This is a genomic window from Burkholderia sp. BCC0097 (assembly GCF_902832985.1).
GTDB lineage: Bacteria > Pseudomonadota > Gammaproteobacteria > Burkholderiales > Burkholderiaceae > Burkholderia > Burkholderia orbicola.
The window spans coordinates 957,774-973,152 of sequence record NZ_CADFDM010000001.1 but is presented as its reverse complement, the minus strand read 5'-3'; the positions used below and the strand labels follow the sequence as shown (position 1 = coordinate 973,152).

Below are 15,379 nucleotides of genomic sequence, written 5' to 3'. Positions count from 1 at the left end.
CAGCGCGCCGCCCACGCATGGCGCTGTCGAGCGAGGTACTTGGCCACGCTGTGCGATGCACGTCGCGCGTCGCCGCGATTGCATCGACGTTGCTGCTCGCATGCACGGTGTTCACGACCGACGCGGCGGCCGCCAGCCTCTACGCGTTCGGGCAGGCCACGGTTTCGAGCCCGGCCAATGCGGCGCCCGGGGTCGTCGTCGCGCGTCATTACTTCACGCCGCAGGACGTATGCGGCGCGAGCACGTGCCAGATCACGAGCATCCGAATGTATCCGAAAGGCGGGGTGCAGGTGTCCGACGGCCCCGACCTGGAAACCAACGTGTCCGGCCTGTCCACGCGCGTGCTCGTCGATGGCAACGTGGCCGTCTCATCGACGAAGACGACGCTGCGTAACACGCTCGAAGTCATGCTGTTTCGCGACAGCCGCCAGCCTCAGGACGGCTCGCTCAACTCAGGCATGATCAGCGCCTATTACACGATCTATTACAAATCCGGTCTCCTGGGCGGATCGACTCCCGTCTTCCTCGCAGCGAAGGTCAGCTTCATCAACGGAACCTGCTCGGTTCCCGACCAGACCGTCACGCTGCCGCCCGTGCAGCGCCGCGACTTCAACGGGGTGGGCTCCACAGCCGGCGCGACCGAGTTCCAGGTGCGGTTGAACAACTGCCCGGCCGGCTACAACCGGATCGGATACCAACTGGCGCCGCTCGACGACGTCGTCGCCGGGATACCGGGTGGCATGCAGCTGCGGCCGGATGCAACTGCGGCCGGCATCGGCATCCATATCGCCGATGCGACGACCGGTCAGCCGCTGACGCTGCGAAAATCGCACACGGTGACCGGTTACAACGCGGCCACCGGCGGGTCGCCGTCGATTCCGCTCAGGGCGTCCTATCTGCAAACGGGTGGGAAGATCGGCGGGGGTTCCGTGCATGCCGCGGCGCAGGTGCTGCTCGACTACCAATGAACGATACGCGCGCGCGGCGGCGCCGACATCCGTGCGACACCGTGGCGTGCGATACTCGGCACGCCGCGCGCGGGTTCGCCGCTACCGGGAACCCTGATGCGCCGCGCGGGTCCATGACGTTTCGTCAACCACTCAACAGCAACCGGGAGGCATCCATGCTGCAATTCATCGAAACCCTGGTGGTCGGGCTCATCGTCGGCCTCCTCGCCCGCGCACTCAAGCCGGGCGACGACAAGATGGGCATCCTGATGACCATCGTGCTCGGCGTGGTCGGCTCGCTGGTCGCCGGCTACATCGGCCGCGCGGCCGGCTGGTATGCGCCGGGCCAGGGCGCGGGCTGGATCGCGTCGATCATCGGCGCGATCGTGCTGCTCGTCGTCGTGGGCGCGATCCGCAAGCGCGCGAGCTGAACACCGCACCTCGCGCTTCAGGGTAAAACGGCCGCTCGTCGTACACGAGCGGCCGTTTTGTTTTCGCGCATCGTCATCGTCAGCATCGCCGACTCGTTGAGTCCTCAACGATTTACCGACGAATCCCGCATCCACCGGCGCGCGCTCCCCGAGTTTACGTGACCGGCAATACCCTGACTTGCGGCCGCACAAATTTGAGATAAATTGCTTGAAGGAATACGGCGTCGTTTGCTCATCGCCGTTATTTCCGGTTTCTCACTCAAGAGGTTCGATGAACTTGCCGTTTACGCATACAGCACCGCAGCGTTGACGGACTGCCATTCGAGCGGCCTCGCTGCGACGCGCTTCCTCTCTGGAGCCTGTCATGAAGCATCGTTCGTTTGCCGCCTCGTTCGCCCTGGCTGCCTCGCTTCTGGCCTCGTCCTCGTCCTTTGCCGCCGGCGCGTCCGGCATCATCCACTTCACCGGCATGATCGTCGAACCGCCCTGCTCGTTCGCGCTCGACACGGCCGACGCCGCGCATGCGCACGTGCGCCCCGACTGCCCGCGTCCGGCGAGCGGACAAGTCGCGTTCGTCGATGCGGCCAGCCTGCGCACGATCAAGACCACGACCTTTACGCAGGCCTCGCGCGCAATCGTTTTACCTGACCGTCCGGGCAACGCGCGCGCACCGATGATCGCCGTCGTCACCTACCAGTAGCAACCCGCTGCTGCTGCCGCCGCGCCGCGCGTCAGTCGCGATGGCGCGCGATCCAGTCGCTGAACGCGCGGATCTTCTGCTGGCTGCCGAGGTTCTCGGGGTAGACGAAGAAGTAGCGTGCGCCCGTTTCGAGCACGATGTCGAACGGCCGTTCGAGCCGGCGCGCGCTGACGTCGTCGTCGACGAGCGTCACGTCGCCGATCGCGACGCCGAAGCCCTGCATCGCCGCGTTCGTCGCGAGATCGAGCGTGTCGAACGTCGGCCCGCGTGCGGGATCGACGCCGCGCTCGCCCGCATGGTCGAGCCATGCACGCCAGTCGCGGTGGTCGCGCGTCGGATGCAGCAGCGTGTGGCGCGCGAGATCGCCGAGCGCGCCGAGCGGCGACGCCTGCCGCAACTCGGGCGCGCACACGGGTGTCAGCCGTTCGTCGAACAGCGGCAGCGCGACGACGCCGGGGCCCGGCGACGTCCCGTAGACGATCGCCGCATCGAACGGCTCGCTGGAGAAATCGACGACGTGCTGCCACGCGGTCGTGATCTGCACGTGGAGATCGGGATGTTCGCCCTGGAAGCGCATGATGCGCGGCAGCATCCAGCGCATCACGCAGGTCGGCACCTTCAGCGCGAGATCGGTGCGCTGCCGCGTGAGCTTCATCGAGATGTCCTCGATCCGCGCGAAGCTCTCGTCGACCACCGGCAACAGCTGCTCGCCCTCCGCCGTCAGCGTGAGGCCCTTCGCATGCCGCTTGAACAGCGGAAACCCGTAATGCGCCTCCAGCGTCTGGATCTGCCGGCTCACCGCGCCCTGCGTGATGCACAGCTGCTCGGCCGCGCGCGTGAAGCTGCGGTGGCGAGCCACCGTCGAGAAGATCTGCAGCGCGTGCAGGGGCGGAAGTCGGCGCATGGCGAACGGGAAACGAAAAACGGCGCGGAAGGACCGCGCGCCGACGCCGGCGCGCGCTGACCGACACGATAAGCCAAACGCCGGCTTTGCGCGAGACGTCGGAGATTCAGGCCGTCGCGGTGAGCGCGCCCGCCGCGATGCGCGCCGCCGACGCGATGACGTCCGCGCGCGCCGCGGCATCGGCCTGCGGCTGCGTGAACGACACGGCCATCACGATCGGCGCGCGCGACGGCGGCCACAGCACCGCGATGTCGGTCGTCGTGCCGTAGCCGCCGGTGCCGGCCTTGTCCGCGACGCGCCAGCCGGGCGGCACGCCCGCCGCGATGCCGGTCGCCGCGCGTGCGCCGCCCGCCATCCATTCCGTCAGTTGCGCACGCTGCGGTTCGCGCAGCGTGTCGCCGAGCAGCAGCCGCTGCAGCGTGTCGACCATCGCGACCGGCGTCGACGTGTCGCGCTCGTCGCCGGGCGCGGCCTTGTTCAGCTCGGGCTCCCAGTGATCGAGGCGGAAGGTGGTGTCGCCGCTTTCGCGCGCGAACGCCGTGACGGCCTGCGGACCGCCGAGCACGCCCATCAGCAGGTTGCCCGCGCCCTTGTCGCCCGACTGCAGCATCGCCGCGCACAGCTGCGCGATCGTCATGCCGGTGTCGACGTGGCTTTCCGTAATCGGCGAGCCGGACACGATTTCATAGCGACGGTACAGGATGCGACGCGGCAGCAGCGACGCGTCGAGCGAGCCGCGCGCGAGCATCGCGGCGGCGGCCATGACCGCATACGTGCCGCACAGCGGGAAGCGTTCGCGCGCATGGTGCGCGATGCGCACGCCGTTCGACGTATCGAGCGCGGCGACGCCGAGCCGCCCGTTCGAGGCTTTTTCGAGCGCGGCGAGTTCGGCTTGGGCGGTATGGGCGCGCCCCTGGTCGGCGACCGGCGCGGACGTGCACGCGGCAACGAACGGCGCGGCCACGGCGGCAAGCAACAGCGAGCGGCGGGTCGGAGAATGTTCCATGAATGAGATCTGTTCTGTCGGAAACGGTGGCGCGAAGCAACGCGGCCGCGCATCGGCGACGCGCGACCGTTCACGCCGACGGCCGGCCCGCGACGGCATTCGCCGCGCTTCCCCGAAGACGCCCGTCGGCCCCGCGATAGCGGGATTCGCATGAACAAACCTTAGCGTAGCAGTGACCGCCGTCGCGTTCCAGCGAAACGGCCGCGCTTTACCCTTGCGACGACGGCAGGTACGGCATCGGATTCACCGGCTTGCCGTCGCGCCGCACCTCGAACAGCAGCGCGACGCGCGAGTTGTCCAGGTCGCCCATCTCGGCGATCGCGTCGCCCTGATGCACGATGTCGCCCGTCTTCACGAGCAGCTTGCGGTTGTGCGCATAGGCGGTCAGGAAATCCGCGTTGTGCTGGACGATGATCAGGCTGCCGTAATCGTTCAGGCCGGTGCCGGCATACATCACGCGGCCGTCGGCCGCGGCGCGCACCGGGTCGCCCGGCCGGCCGGCGATCTGGATGCCGCGGTTCTGTCCGGGCTTGAACCCGTCGACGATCTTGCCGGTTGCCGGCCACTTGAGCGCGACGCCGCCCGCACGGCGCTTCGTTTCCTTGACGACCTGGCGATCGCTCGCGGTCGATGCGCCGGCTTGCGAAGTGGCCTGTGCAGTTGCCTGCGAATTACCCTGACTACCCGCCGCGCCATTACTCGCGACAGTCTGCGTGCCGGCCGCGCCCGCGGGCGGCAGCGGTTGCTGCTTGACGATGCGCAGTACCTGCCCCATGCGCAGCCTGCCGTTCGTGGCCAGCTTGTTCCAGGTGCGCAAGTCGGCCACGCTGCAATCGTTCGCGGAGGCGATGCCCGTCAGCGTGTCACCGCGTTTCACGACGTATTTTTGCGCGACGAGAATCGGTGCGGCCGGCATAGGCGCGGCCGACGGCGCGGCAGGCGGGCTCGCATCAGAAGGTTTTCCCGCCAGCGTGTCGCTCGGCGGAACGGACTGCGTACTTGCACAACCGGCCATGACGAGCACGGCGGTCAGGCCCGACAGCCACGCCGCCTTGCGGTGAATCTCGCGCGTTTTCATGGACGATCCGACTCCGGTTTGACAATCTTTCAAGCATCTCAAAAACGGAACGGCCGACGTGTAACCGGATGCAAACAATGATGACAAACGATCACGGACCGGATGCCGGCCGGCATTCGCTACCGGTAATACGGTCCGATCCGGAAAAACTTGATGGCCTTTTCGCAGCAAAACGGAAGAATTTTCGTCGTAAAAAACTATGGCCGATTGATTTCAATAGGCGCGAGGCGCGACATTCACCGCAACCATGCGACGAATTCGGCCCCGGCCCATGCAACGCCGATGCACAGGAACAGCAAATGCAGCGCGATCTTGAACGACACGCCCCATGACGAATCGATCCGCATGACGGGCTCCCCGGTTGATGTGCGTTCATGATCGGCCACCGATCGCACCCCGAAAATGCGGAAGCGGCGAACCGGGCCTCAAGCTGCCCTTGAGACCGGCGCGGCGGTTCCTGCTAACTTATCGGCCATCCCCACCCATCGCTCCGCCCACCATGCGCTTCGACCTGACCGACCTGCGGCTCTTCCTGAACATCTGCGAAGCCGGCACGATCACGAACGGCGCCGAACGCACGCACATCACGCTGCAGGCCGCCAGCGAGCGCATTCGCGGGATGGAGGACGAACTCGGCGTGCCGCTGCTGCACCGGACCAAGTCGGGCACGCAAGTCACCGATGCGGGCCGCGCGCTCGAACACCACGCGCGCACCGTGCTGCAGCAGATCGATCACATGCGCGGCGAACTGCAGCAATACGGCCAGGGGCTGCGCGGCCATATCCGGCTGCTGTGCAACACCGCGTCGCTGAGCGAATACCTGCCCGACGCCCTGGCCGATTACCTGCCGAGCCATCCGAAGCTGTCGATCAGCGTCGAGGAACGCTCGAGCCAGGAGATCGTGCATGCGATCCGCAACAAGACGGCCGAGGTCGGCATCGTCGCCGATTCGGTCGGGCTCGGCGGACTCGAACAGCAGCCGTTCCGTGAAGACTGGCTGATCGTCGTCGTGCCGGCCGCGCATCCGCTCGCGTCGCACGACAAGGTCGCGTTCGACGACATCGCCGACGAAGACTTCATCGGCCTCACCGACGGCAGCGCGCTGCAGGTGCATCTCGCCGATCAGGCGCGCGCGATCGGCAAGCGGATTCGTTATCGCGTGCAGTTGAAGAGCTTCGACGCGATCTGCCGCGTGATCGCGAGCGGCGTGGGCATCGGCATCGTGTCGCGGCATGCGGCCGAGCGCGCGATGCTGACGATGGACGTGCGGCTCGTCGAGCTGTCCGATCCGTGGAGCCATCGGAAGCTGACGCTCTGCGCGCGGTCGTTCGACGCGCTGCCGAAATACACGCGCGAGTTCGTCGCGTTCCTGTCCGGCGGCGCACCGCCGCCGTAACGCGCGCCGCGCCCGACTCGCCCCATCGACATACGGAGACTTGACCATGACCGATATCGATCTCGCCACCCGCTATCGCGCGTATATCGACTGCCTGAACCGGCAGGACTGGACGGCGCTCGGCGAGTATGTGTCCGACGACGTGATCCACAACGACCGGCCGCTCGGCCTCGCCGGTTATCGCGCGATGCTGGAACAGGACTTCCGCGACATTCCCGATCTGCGCTTCGAGATCCGGCTGCTCGTGTGCGAGCTGCCGCGTGTCGCGTGCCGCCTTCGCTTCGCGTGTTCGCCGAAGGGGACGTTCATGGGGCTCGCCGTCGACGGCCGCAAGGTCACGTTCGCCGAGAACGTGTTCTACGAGTTTCATGACGGCAAGATCCGCCAGGTGTGGTCGGTGATCGACAAGGCGGCGATCGAGAAGCAGCTTTGAACGTCGTTGAAACGGCGGGTCGGCACGCCCGGCAGACGGTGGCCGTGGGCGCGTCCCTGCACTTCGATTCTTATGGATAACGTTTTCTCTCTTCACGTGGCGAGAACCTGCTTCCATACCATGCTCCCGCCCGCCGCCTCAAAGCGCGATTTCTCTCACCCGATGACCATTCGATCATCAGAGAAAATCCCGGCGATTTCCGCGTAATTCCGATTCCTCTCTCGCCCCCTCCGCTCACGCCATTCGGGTTTCTACCGGCACATCCGATGTGAAAGTTCATTGACATCACGCGGATGGATGCCTAAATTTGGAAAACGTTTTCCAATGCTCGAGCGCGACGCCGGTCACGGCCCGCGCAGGGGGAACGCTTGCCTGCTCGATTTGCGATTCAGGCCGTCCGCCTTCAGGGATCAGGGTTTGCAAGGCGGAAGCCGGGTACGGGCATCGAGCGCGGCATCGGCCACACGTGCCCGTGCTTCATCACTATTCAAAACTGGAGACACCATGCATCCGCGCAGCAGATTCGCGCTCGGCGCCGCGCTCAGCGCCCTTTCCGTCGTGTTCGTCAGCGCGTGCGGCGGCAACGACATGACCGACACGCCGCCATCGCCCCCCTCGTCGACCACGCCCACCACGCCCACGCTCGCGTCGAACTCGCTGCAGGCGCTCGTCTATGGCGCGCCCGACACCAGCGTGCCGGCCGGCACGAACATCCCGGTCACGATGATGGGCCAGATGCGCGCGCTGTTCGACCTGATCCGGAAATCGCCCGATTTCACGCAGGTCGTGATGGATCTCGGCGACGGCACGCCCGTCCACGTGCTCGACACGAATACCGGCGACAAATTCCTGCCGGGCAAGCTCGCGCTCGGCCTGTCGTACATCCTGATCGACATGAAGTCGAAGAACGACCCGCAATACGCGAGCTACCTCGCGACGTACCAGACGATCACGACCGCGATGATGGCGCAGTCGGGCAGCAACTACACGTATGCGAACACGTCGTGGGGCGAGTACTACTACCTCGTCGCGCTGAACAACCTGAAGGCGCACGGAATGCTCAACGAAGTCTTCAGCGACGCGATGCTCGCGACGCTGCAGCAGCGGCTCACCTTCTGCGACATGTTCGGCCCGGATGCGAGCGGCAAGACCAGTACGTGCCCGGCGGCCGGCACGCCGATCGACATCGCGTCGCTCAACACCGCTCAGAACTACTACGCGGTGTCCTACGGCATTGCCGGGCTGCGCCAGAAGCTCGGCTGGAGCAGCCCGTCGTTCGCATCGAAGACCGATCCGGCGGTCGCCACGATGAGCGCGCGCGACGCGCTGCTGTACACGCTGACGAACCACATCCGCAACGATTCGTCGGGCGGGTTCTCCGACGAAGCGTCGAACACGCACACGACCTACTACGACCAGGCGCGCTTCGACCGCTACAGCACGCTGCTGATCGGCGAAGTGGTCGAGCGCACGTTCGAGATGGGCAACGAAGCGAACCTCACGCCGGAGCTGAAGGACTATCTGCGCAAGTCGGTCGACCTGATCCTGCCGCAGCTGAACGCCGACGGCCAGGGCTTCAACTACGGCCGCTCGATCGGCCCGTACGGCGATTCCGCATTCATGGAAGTGCTGACGGCCGCGGCCAATGCCGGCGTGCTGACCGATCGCGAGAAACAGGTTGCGTATGCATTCATCTACCAGGCCGCGCGGCGTTTCGACACGTACTGGTACGACCCGTCGCTGCCGACACCGTCGGTGAACATGTGGGTCAAGGGCCGCGGCACCGACACGTATCGCGGCAAGCCGCGCGTGATGGGCGAGAACTTCAGCCTGCTGCACCAGTACCTGTACGTGAACGCGTGGTGGAACAAGCTCGGCTTCGGCGGCCAGGCGCCGATGGCCGATGCGGACTACCGCGCGTGGCTCGACGCGCTGCCGCGCTACACGCTCACCTGGTACAACCAGCCGGGCGACGCCGCGCATCCGTACAGCGCCGCGCTGCTCACCGTGCGCGACGGCCGGCGCGTGATCAACCTGAACCTCAGCCAGGCGCCCGACTACAACTCGTACACGCCGTATTACCCGGTGCCGTTCTCCGACAAGCTGATCTACGGCACGACCGACCTCGGCTATGCGCTGCTGGTGCCGCAGGTGACGTACAACGCGAAAACCTACATTCCGGTCACGTACTACAAGAACCTGAACGTGCAGCAGAGCAACGGCCAAGTGATCGTGTCGTTCGATACGACGAAGTTCCGCCTCGCGTCGAAGAACGCCGCCTACACGACGGATCTCGACCTGCAGGTGCACACGGTGCTGACGTTCGCGCACGGCACGGTCTCTCGCAGCGATACGCTGAGTTCGGGCACGCTCGCCGGCAACCTCGCGATCGAGACCGACTTCACGTCGTTCGCGGATTTCGCGTCGACGCAGGCCAACGGCGACGGCGTATCGGTGACGTACGCGAACAGCGCCGCGACCGGCTATGCGGCGTCCGGGTTCGACAACTGCGCGCTGTCCGCCTTCGACACGGCGAACGGCGCGACGAATCCGCTGTCGACGACGCCGATCGGACAATTGCATTCGAACTTCGCGTGCACGACGAAGCCGTTCGCACTGGGCGCGGGCGCGACCCGCACGGTCGGGTGGACGCTGCGGTACGCCGATCCGGCGTGAGCGGCGCGAACGCCATGCCGTGACCGTTCCCGAAGCCGGTTACCGATACCGGCTTCGGGATCATTTGGCGGCCGGGCGCACGTTCACCGCCATCCCGACCCCGCCATATACGCGCCGAGCGCGATCAGCCCGATGAAGAAGCAACGCTTGAACATCTTCTCGCTCATCACGCGCCGCGCATATTGGCCGCCGGCCATGCCCGCCAGCGCGGGCACGAGCGCGAGCGCCGACACGCCGAGGTCGACCGTCTGCAATGCGCCCGTCACCCGCAACTGCAGGCCGAGCACGATCGTCGACGCGGTAAACGACAGCCCGAGCGCCTGGATCAGATCGTCCTTCGGCAGCCGCAGCGCCTGCAGGTACGGCACCGCCGGTACGACGAACACGCCGGTCGCGGCCGTCACGACGCCCGTCAGGTAGCCGACCCCGGCCGACAACCATTTTTCATGGCGCCCCGGCGCGGGCAGCCGCGCCGCCGCGAGCCCCCACAGCCCGTAAAGCACCAGCACGATGCCGAGCGCCGCGTGCGTCCACGTGCTGCCGGCCGCGAGCGCCGGCAACCCACCCGTCAGCGTGCCGACCGTCAGGCCGGCGAGCAGCGGCCACAGCCGGCGCAGCAATGCGCCGAACGACGGACCGAGCCACAACTGCCACACGTTGGTGACGAGCGACGGCACGAGCAGCAGGCTCGCCGCGGCCGACGGCGGCATCGCGAGCGTCAGCAGCCCCATCGCGATCGTCGGCAGGCCGAGCCCGATCATGCCCTTCACCGCGCCGGCCAACAGGAAAACCAGTACGACGATCGTCAGCGTATGAATGTGCATGACAGGCATTCCGTCCGTTGAATACGGCGCCGATGGTGCCTGCCCCCCATGCCGCCCGCCATCTGGCTTTGCCTGAGGCTGGCTCGGGCCGGTCGGGCGGGCGAGCGCCTCTTCGTGCGCCCGCCGCTCCGGCTGAACGCGCCGGCGCAGCACGAACGGCACGCTCGCTTTCGCGTCGCATCACACACGCCACCGGCCGCCGAACCGCTCAGTCCCCGTGAACCGCCCCCCGGCCCTGCTCGCTGTCGAGGTGCGCCATCTGCGCGGCCGGATAACGGTCGCCGGCAGCCGCACCGGCGGGAACCGCCGCTTCGATGCGGGCGAGATCATCGACCGTTAGTTGCAATTCAGTTGCAAGCAGACCGTCCTGCAGTTGCGTGCGCTTGCGTGCACCGACCAGCGGCACGATGTCGGCGCCGCGCGACAGCGCCCAGGCAATCGCGACTTGCGCCGGATTGCTGCCCTTCTCCTCCGCGATCGCGCGCAGCGCGTCGACCAGCGCGAGGTTGTGCGCGAGGTTCTCGCCCTGGAAACGCGGGCTCGCCGCCCGGAAATCGCGCTCGCCCTGCCGCGCCGCGCTCCAGCCGCCGCCGAGCAACCCGCGCGACAGCACGCCGTACGCCGTCACGCCGATCCCGAGTTCGCGGCACGCGGGCAGGATGTCCACTTCGATCCCGCGCGACAGCAGCGAGTATTCGATTTGCAGATCGGCGATCGGCGCGACGGCTGCCGCGCGGCGAATCGTATCCGCGCCGACCTCCGACAGCCCGATATGACGCACGTAGCCGGCCTTCACGAGATCGGCGATCGCGCCGACCGTCTCCTCGATCGGCACCGCCGGATCGACGCGCGCCGGCCGGTAGATGTCGAGGTAGTCGGTGCCGAGCCGCTTCAGCGAATACGCGACGAAGTTCCGGATCGCCGCGGGCCGCGCGTCGTAGCCGGCGAACCCGCCGGCCGGGTCGCGCAGCGCGCCGAACTTCACGCTGATCAGCACCTGCTCGCGCGAGCGCCCGCGCAGCGCGTCGCGGATCAGCATCTCGTTGTCGCCCATGCCGTAGAAGTCGCCGGTATCGAGCAGCGTGATGCCGTGGTCGAGCGCCGCGTGCAGGGTCGCGATGCTTTCGTCGCGATCCGCCGGCCCGTAAAAGTCCGACATCCCCATGCAGCCGAGCCCGATCGCCGAAACCTGCGGGCCCGTGCGGCCCAGTCGATGCTTGTCCATGTCCGTGTCCTTGCGGTGTTGACTGAATCGAACGGATTCTGAACGCATCCCGGCGCGCGATAAACGCGAAACCCCCAACCAATTCATTCGACGATGATTAACAATGGAGCCTGTTCCAATCGCCACGCTCCCGCCCCCGCATGGACCATCTGCATGCAATGCGCATCTTCGCGCGCGTCGCCCATCTGGGCAGCTTCACGAAGGCCGCCGAGCAGTTGCAAGTGCCGCGCCCGACGGTCAGCAATGCCGTCCAGTATCTGGAAAAGCACCTGAAGGTGCGCCTGCTGCAGCGAACCACCCGGCGCGTCACGCTGACCGCCGAAGGCGCGACCTACTACGAACGCTGCACGCGGCTGCTGGCCGATCTCGACGATGCCGAGACGCTGTTCGACGACGCGGGCGCATCGCCGCGCGGCGTGATTCGCGTCGATCTGCCCGAACGTTTCGCGCTGAACCAGGTGATTCCGGCGCTGCCGGATTTCCACGCGCGCTACCCCGACCTGCGCGTCGTGATCAGCCTGACCGACCGCTTCGTCGATCTCGTCGCCGACGGCATCGACTGCGCGGTGCGAGTCGGCGTGCTGTCCGACACGTCGCTCGTCGCGCGCCGCGTCGGCGAGCTCGCGCAGATCAACTGCGCATCGCCCGCGTATCTCGCTCGACACGGCACGCCGCGCTCGCCGGACGATCTGCCGGACCACGTCGCGATCGGCTATTTCTCGAACCGCACGGGGCGCGAACTGGACTGGGAATATACGGACATGGATTCGGGCGAGGTGCACACGGTGACGATGCGCAGCATCGTCGCGGTGAACAGCTCGCAGGCGTATCTCGCGTGCTGTGTCGCGGGCCTCGGGCTGATCCAGGCGCCGCGCGAAGGGCTCGCGCCGCTGCTCGAGGACGGCTCGCTGGTCGAGGTGCTGCCGGAATGGCTGGCGCCGCCGCTGCCGGTATCGGTCGTGTTTCCGCACGGCCGGCATCTGGCCCCACGCGTGCGGATCTTCGTCGACTGGCTCGCGGAAACGCTCGGCGGCCCGCCCCGCGGAGGATGACGGCACCCGGCTCGGGGCTGCTCACCGCGCGGCGCCGGCCGATCGGGACATCAGAACTTGTGGCGGATCGCGGCGCGCACCGAGAACTGGTTCGACGACGCCGACGGGCCGTCCGTCCCGACGACATAGCCGCCGTCGGCCGCCGTGCCCGTCTTGTCGCCGCCCACCTTCTGCCACGCGCCCTGCAGGTACACGTCGGTGCGCTTCGACAGGCTGTAGTCGGCCATCAGGCCGACCGTGTGGTACTTCGGCTTGAACGAACCGGCCGCGGCATCGTACTTGCCGTCCGTGTATACGTATTGCGCACCGAGGTAGAAATCGGGCGTGAGCTGGTACTTGCCGTTGATTTCGAAGTTCTGGAACTTCGTCGCGGTCAGCCCGAGACCGGCGAACGTCGACGCCGGCAGGTAGACCGTCGATACCGGGTTCTTCACGTCGGTCTTCGTGTAGACGACGCCGACCGTCGCCGCGCCGAACGTGTAGTTGACGCCGCCGCCGAAGATGCGCAGCCGGTCGGCGACGAAGTTCGCGTCGTCGGCCGCGATCGCGCCCGCGCTGCCGATGCCCGGGTTGTTCGCCTGCAGGTACGCGGCCGCGACCTGCAGCCCGGCCAGCGAATACTGCGCGCCGATGCTGTACTGGCGGTTGTTCGAGAAGCCCGTGCTGTTGCTGAAGCTGTACGTGCCGCCGAACGTCAGGCCGTTCCAGTCGGCGCTCGCGTACTTGACCGTGTTGTTGACGCGGAACGAGTTGTCCGTGTTGTCGTTGTCGAACGGGTGCGAGAACAACGTGCCGCCCCAGTTGCCGTTCGCGGTCAGCGGCGCGAGATAGTCGACGACGGCATCGTACTGGCGCCCGAAGGTCAGCGTGCCGAAGCGCGACTCGGACAGCCCGACGAACGCCTGACGGCCGAACATGCGGCCGCCCTGGCCGAGCCGGCCGTTGTTCACGTCGAAACCGTTTTCCAGCGTGAAGACCGCCTTCAGCCCGCCGCCGAGATCCTCGCTGCCCTTCAGGCCCCAGCGGCTGCCCTGCGCATAGCCGCTCGCGAGCTGGTAATTGGTCTTTCCGACCCCATTGACGTTGACGTTGTTCGTGTAATTGAAGCCTTCGTCGATCACGCCGTACAGCGTCACGCTGGTCTCGGCAAAGGCCGGCGCGGCGAAGGCAGCGAGCGCGGCGGCAAAAATGACGGGGTGCTTCATGACGGATCTCCGGAGCCGAGGGCCGGGCAGGCCGAACGCCCGGCGAATGTTTGAGCTGTTGTATGTGTGGCCCGCAGGGCGGACGACGCGGTGTGCGGCCGCGTGAGGACAAAATGGTGTCACGTCGTAAACCGTCCGTCCATCGGGTCCGGGGCGTCGCGCGCAAAGCGTTGCGCTCGTCCAACTGCCCCTTGCGCAGACCGCCTGACCGGGCTTATCGGCAGCGGCAGGCCCGCCCGCCATCCGCGTAAACCCGACGGGCGTCGCATCGGTGGCACAATGCGCATCCGTTCGCCATTTCTTCACGAAGTCATGCTTCACCCCGACACCTGCGCGGCGCGTGCCGGCCGTGCCCGCGGCCCGCGCCGGAAGGCGCTCCGATGACCGCGCCGGCCCGGGCCGGCCGCTACGCCGAGCTCGATTTCTTCCGCGGCCTCGTGCTGCTCGTCATCGTCGTCGACCACATCGGCGGCAGCATCCTGTCGCGCGTCACGCTGCACGCGTACGCGCTGTGCGACGCGGCCGAGGTGTTCGTGTTCCTCGGCGGCTTCGCGACCGCCATCGCGTACAACTCGCTCGCCGAGCGGCACGACGAGGCCGCCGCGCGCCAGCGCTTCATCCGGCGGGCGTTCGAGATCTACCGGGCGTTCCTCGTGACGGCCGGCCTGATGCTGCTGATCACCGCCGCGCTGAACGCGTTCGCGATCGACGGCCCGAACATGCCGACCAACGACCTCGACGGGCTGCTGCACAAGCCGCTCGCCGCGCTGCGCGACATCCTGCTGTTCCGCCGCCAGCCGTACCTCGCGTCGGTGCTGCCGATGTACGCGTTCTTCGCGCTGCTCGTCCCGCTCGCGCTGCCGCTCGCCCGCACGCAGCCGTGGCTGATGCTCGCGTTCAGCGGATCGCTGTGGTACGCGGCGCCGCACGTCGCGCGCTTCTTGCCGACCGTCGAAGGCGCGCCGTGGGATTTCAATCCGTTCGCGTGGCAGTTCCTGTTCGTGCTCGGCGTGATCGCGCGCTGCCAGCCCGTCTACCAGACGCTCGCGCCCCGGCCGCAAGGCTGGCTGCTGACGGCCGCGTCGCTCGCGATCGTCGCGGCCGGCGCGTACTACCGGCTGCGCATCGAGCCGTTCCCGACCGACCCGTCGATCAAGCAGAACCTCGGCGCGCTGCGGCTCGTGAACTTCCTCGCGATCGCGTGGCTCGCCGCCAAGCTCGTGCACCTCGGCTGGATGAAGAAGGTCGCGCACGCGATGCCGTGGATCGGCACCATCGGCCGGCAGGGGCTGCTGTGCTTCGTCGCGGGCACCGGCATCTCGCTCGCGGTCGATTCGCTGCTCTACCAGGCGACCGAAGGCTATCTCGACGTGCCGCTCGGCCTGACCGCCGACGCCGTCGCGATCGGGCTGCTGTATCTCGTCGCCAAGCTCTACGGGCCGCTCGTCGCGCGGCTGCCGTTCCGTTCGCGGCCATGACGCGCCGCGCCGTCACGCGCGGCT

General features: G+C 67.2%; 14 protein-coding genes. 8 read left to right on the top strand and 6 right to left on the bottom strand.

Going from position 1 to position 15,379, the window contains the following annotated elements; all coding sequences use genetic code 11:
- The first annotated feature begins 266 nt into the window (after positions 1 to 266).
- The 3 genes from HWX07_RS04300 to HWX07_RS04290 all read left to right on the top strand — a co-directional run bounded on the left by HWX07_RS04300 (position 267) and on the right by HWX07_RS04290 (position 2,078).
- Entirely contained in the window at positions 267 to 968 is a 702-nt protein-coding gene (locus tag HWX07_RS04300) for a fimbrial protein (protein WP_226209497.1), read from the top strand.
- Positions 969 to 1,123: 155 nt separating this feature from the next.
- Positions 1,124 to 1,378 carry a GlsB/YeaQ/YmgE family stress response membrane protein gene (locus HWX07_RS04295; protein WP_175875304.1) on the top strand — a complete coding sequence of 85 codons (255 nt, stop codon included), beginning with the start codon at positions 1,124 to 1,126 and terminating at the stop codon, positions 1,376 to 1,378.
- A gap of 364 nt (positions 1,379 to 1,742) precedes the next feature.
- The gene (locus HWX07_RS04290; RefSeq protein WP_175875303.1) at positions 1,743 to 2,078 is read left to right on the top strand and encodes a type 1 fimbrial protein; all 336 of its coding nucleotides are present in this window, start codon (positions 1,743 to 1,745) and stop codon (positions 2,076 to 2,078) included.
- Positions 2,079 to 2,109: 31 nt separating this feature from the next.
- Here the strand turns inward: HWX07_RS04290 and HWX07_RS04285 are convergent, their stop codons facing one another.
- The 3 genes from HWX07_RS04285 to HWX07_RS04275 all read right to left on the bottom strand — a co-directional run bounded on the left by HWX07_RS04285 (position 2,110) and on the right by HWX07_RS04275 (position 5,066).
- Positions 2,110 to 2,982: a LysR substrate-binding domain-containing protein gene (locus HWX07_RS04285; protein WP_175875302.1), complete on the bottom strand. Its 873-nt coding sequence runs from the start codon at positions 2,980 to 2,982 to the stop codon at positions 2,110 to 2,112.
- Between the two features lie 106 nt (positions 2,983 to 3,088).
- The gene (gene bla, locus HWX07_RS04280; RefSeq protein WP_175875301.1) at positions 3,089 to 3,988 is read right to left on the bottom strand and encodes a class A beta-lactamase; all 900 of its coding nucleotides are present in this window, start codon (positions 3,986 to 3,988) and stop codon (positions 3,089 to 3,091) included.
- Positions 3,989 to 4,196: 208 nt separating this feature from the next.
- Positions 4,197 to 5,066: a peptidoglycan DD-metalloendopeptidase family protein gene (locus tag HWX07_RS04275; RefSeq protein WP_175875300.1), complete on the bottom strand. Its 870-nt coding sequence runs from the start codon at positions 5,064 to 5,066 to the stop codon at positions 4,197 to 4,199.
- Between the two features lie 499 nt (positions 5,067 to 5,565).
- Between HWX07_RS04275 and HWX07_RS04270 the strand changes: the two genes are divergently transcribed.
- From HWX07_RS04270 to HWX07_RS04260, 3 genes are all read left to right on the top strand, one after another.
- Complete coding sequence (locus HWX07_RS04270; RefSeq protein ID WP_175875299.1) at positions 5,566 to 6,462, top strand: LysR substrate-binding domain-containing protein; 897 nt, start codon at positions 5,566 to 5,568, stop codon at positions 6,460 to 6,462.
- A 46-nt stretch (positions 6,463 to 6,508) separates the two neighbouring features.
- On the top strand, positions 6,509 to 6,895 hold the full coding sequence (locus HWX07_RS04265) for an ester cyclase (RefSeq protein WP_175875298.1): 387 nt from the start codon (positions 6,509 to 6,511) through the stop codon (positions 6,893 to 6,895).
- A 504-nt stretch (positions 6,896 to 7,399) separates the two neighbouring features.
- Complete coding sequence (locus HWX07_RS04260) at positions 7,400 to 9,571, top strand: hypothetical protein (protein WP_175875297.1); 2,172 nt, start codon at positions 7,400 to 7,402, stop codon at positions 9,569 to 9,571.
- Positions 9,572 to 9,654: 83 nt separating this feature from the next.
- Here HWX07_RS04260 and HWX07_RS04255 read toward each other — a convergent pair whose 3' ends face one another.
- Both HWX07_RS04255 and HWX07_RS04250 read right to left on the bottom strand, forming a co-directional pair.
- The gene (locus HWX07_RS04255) at positions 9,655 to 10,395 is read right to left on the bottom strand and encodes a sulfite exporter TauE/SafE family protein (RefSeq protein ID WP_175875296.1); all 741 of its coding nucleotides are present in this window, start codon (positions 10,393 to 10,395) and stop codon (positions 9,655 to 9,657) included.
- Between the two features lie 208 nt (positions 10,396 to 10,603).
- Positions 10,604 to 11,620, bottom strand: a complete 1,017-nt coding sequence (locus HWX07_RS04250; RefSeq protein ID WP_175875295.1) for an aldo/keto reductase — start codon at positions 11,618 to 11,620, stop codon at positions 10,604 to 10,606.
- Positions 11,621 to 11,760: 140 nt separating this feature from the next.
- Between HWX07_RS04250 and HWX07_RS04245 the strand changes: the two genes are divergently transcribed.
- Entirely contained in the window at positions 11,761 to 12,672 is a 912-nt protein-coding gene (locus HWX07_RS04245; protein WP_175875294.1) for a LysR family transcriptional regulator, read from the top strand.
- Between the two features lie 50 nt (positions 12,673 to 12,722).
- On the opposite strand, the gene HWX07_RS04240 is transcribed toward HWX07_RS04245, so the two are convergent.
- The gene (locus tag HWX07_RS04240) at positions 12,723 to 13,877 is read right to left on the bottom strand and encodes a porin (protein ID WP_175875293.1); all 1,155 of its coding nucleotides are present in this window, start codon (positions 13,875 to 13,877) and stop codon (positions 12,723 to 12,725) included.
- Positions 13,878 to 14,257: 380 nt separating this feature from the next.
- Between HWX07_RS04240 and HWX07_RS04235 the strand changes: the two genes are divergently transcribed.
- On the top strand, positions 14,258 to 15,355 hold the full coding sequence (locus HWX07_RS04235; RefSeq protein ID WP_006478818.1) for an OpgC domain-containing protein: 1,098 nt from the start codon (positions 14,258 to 14,260) through the stop codon (positions 15,353 to 15,355).
- Positions 15,356 to 15,379: the final 24 nt, after the last annotated feature.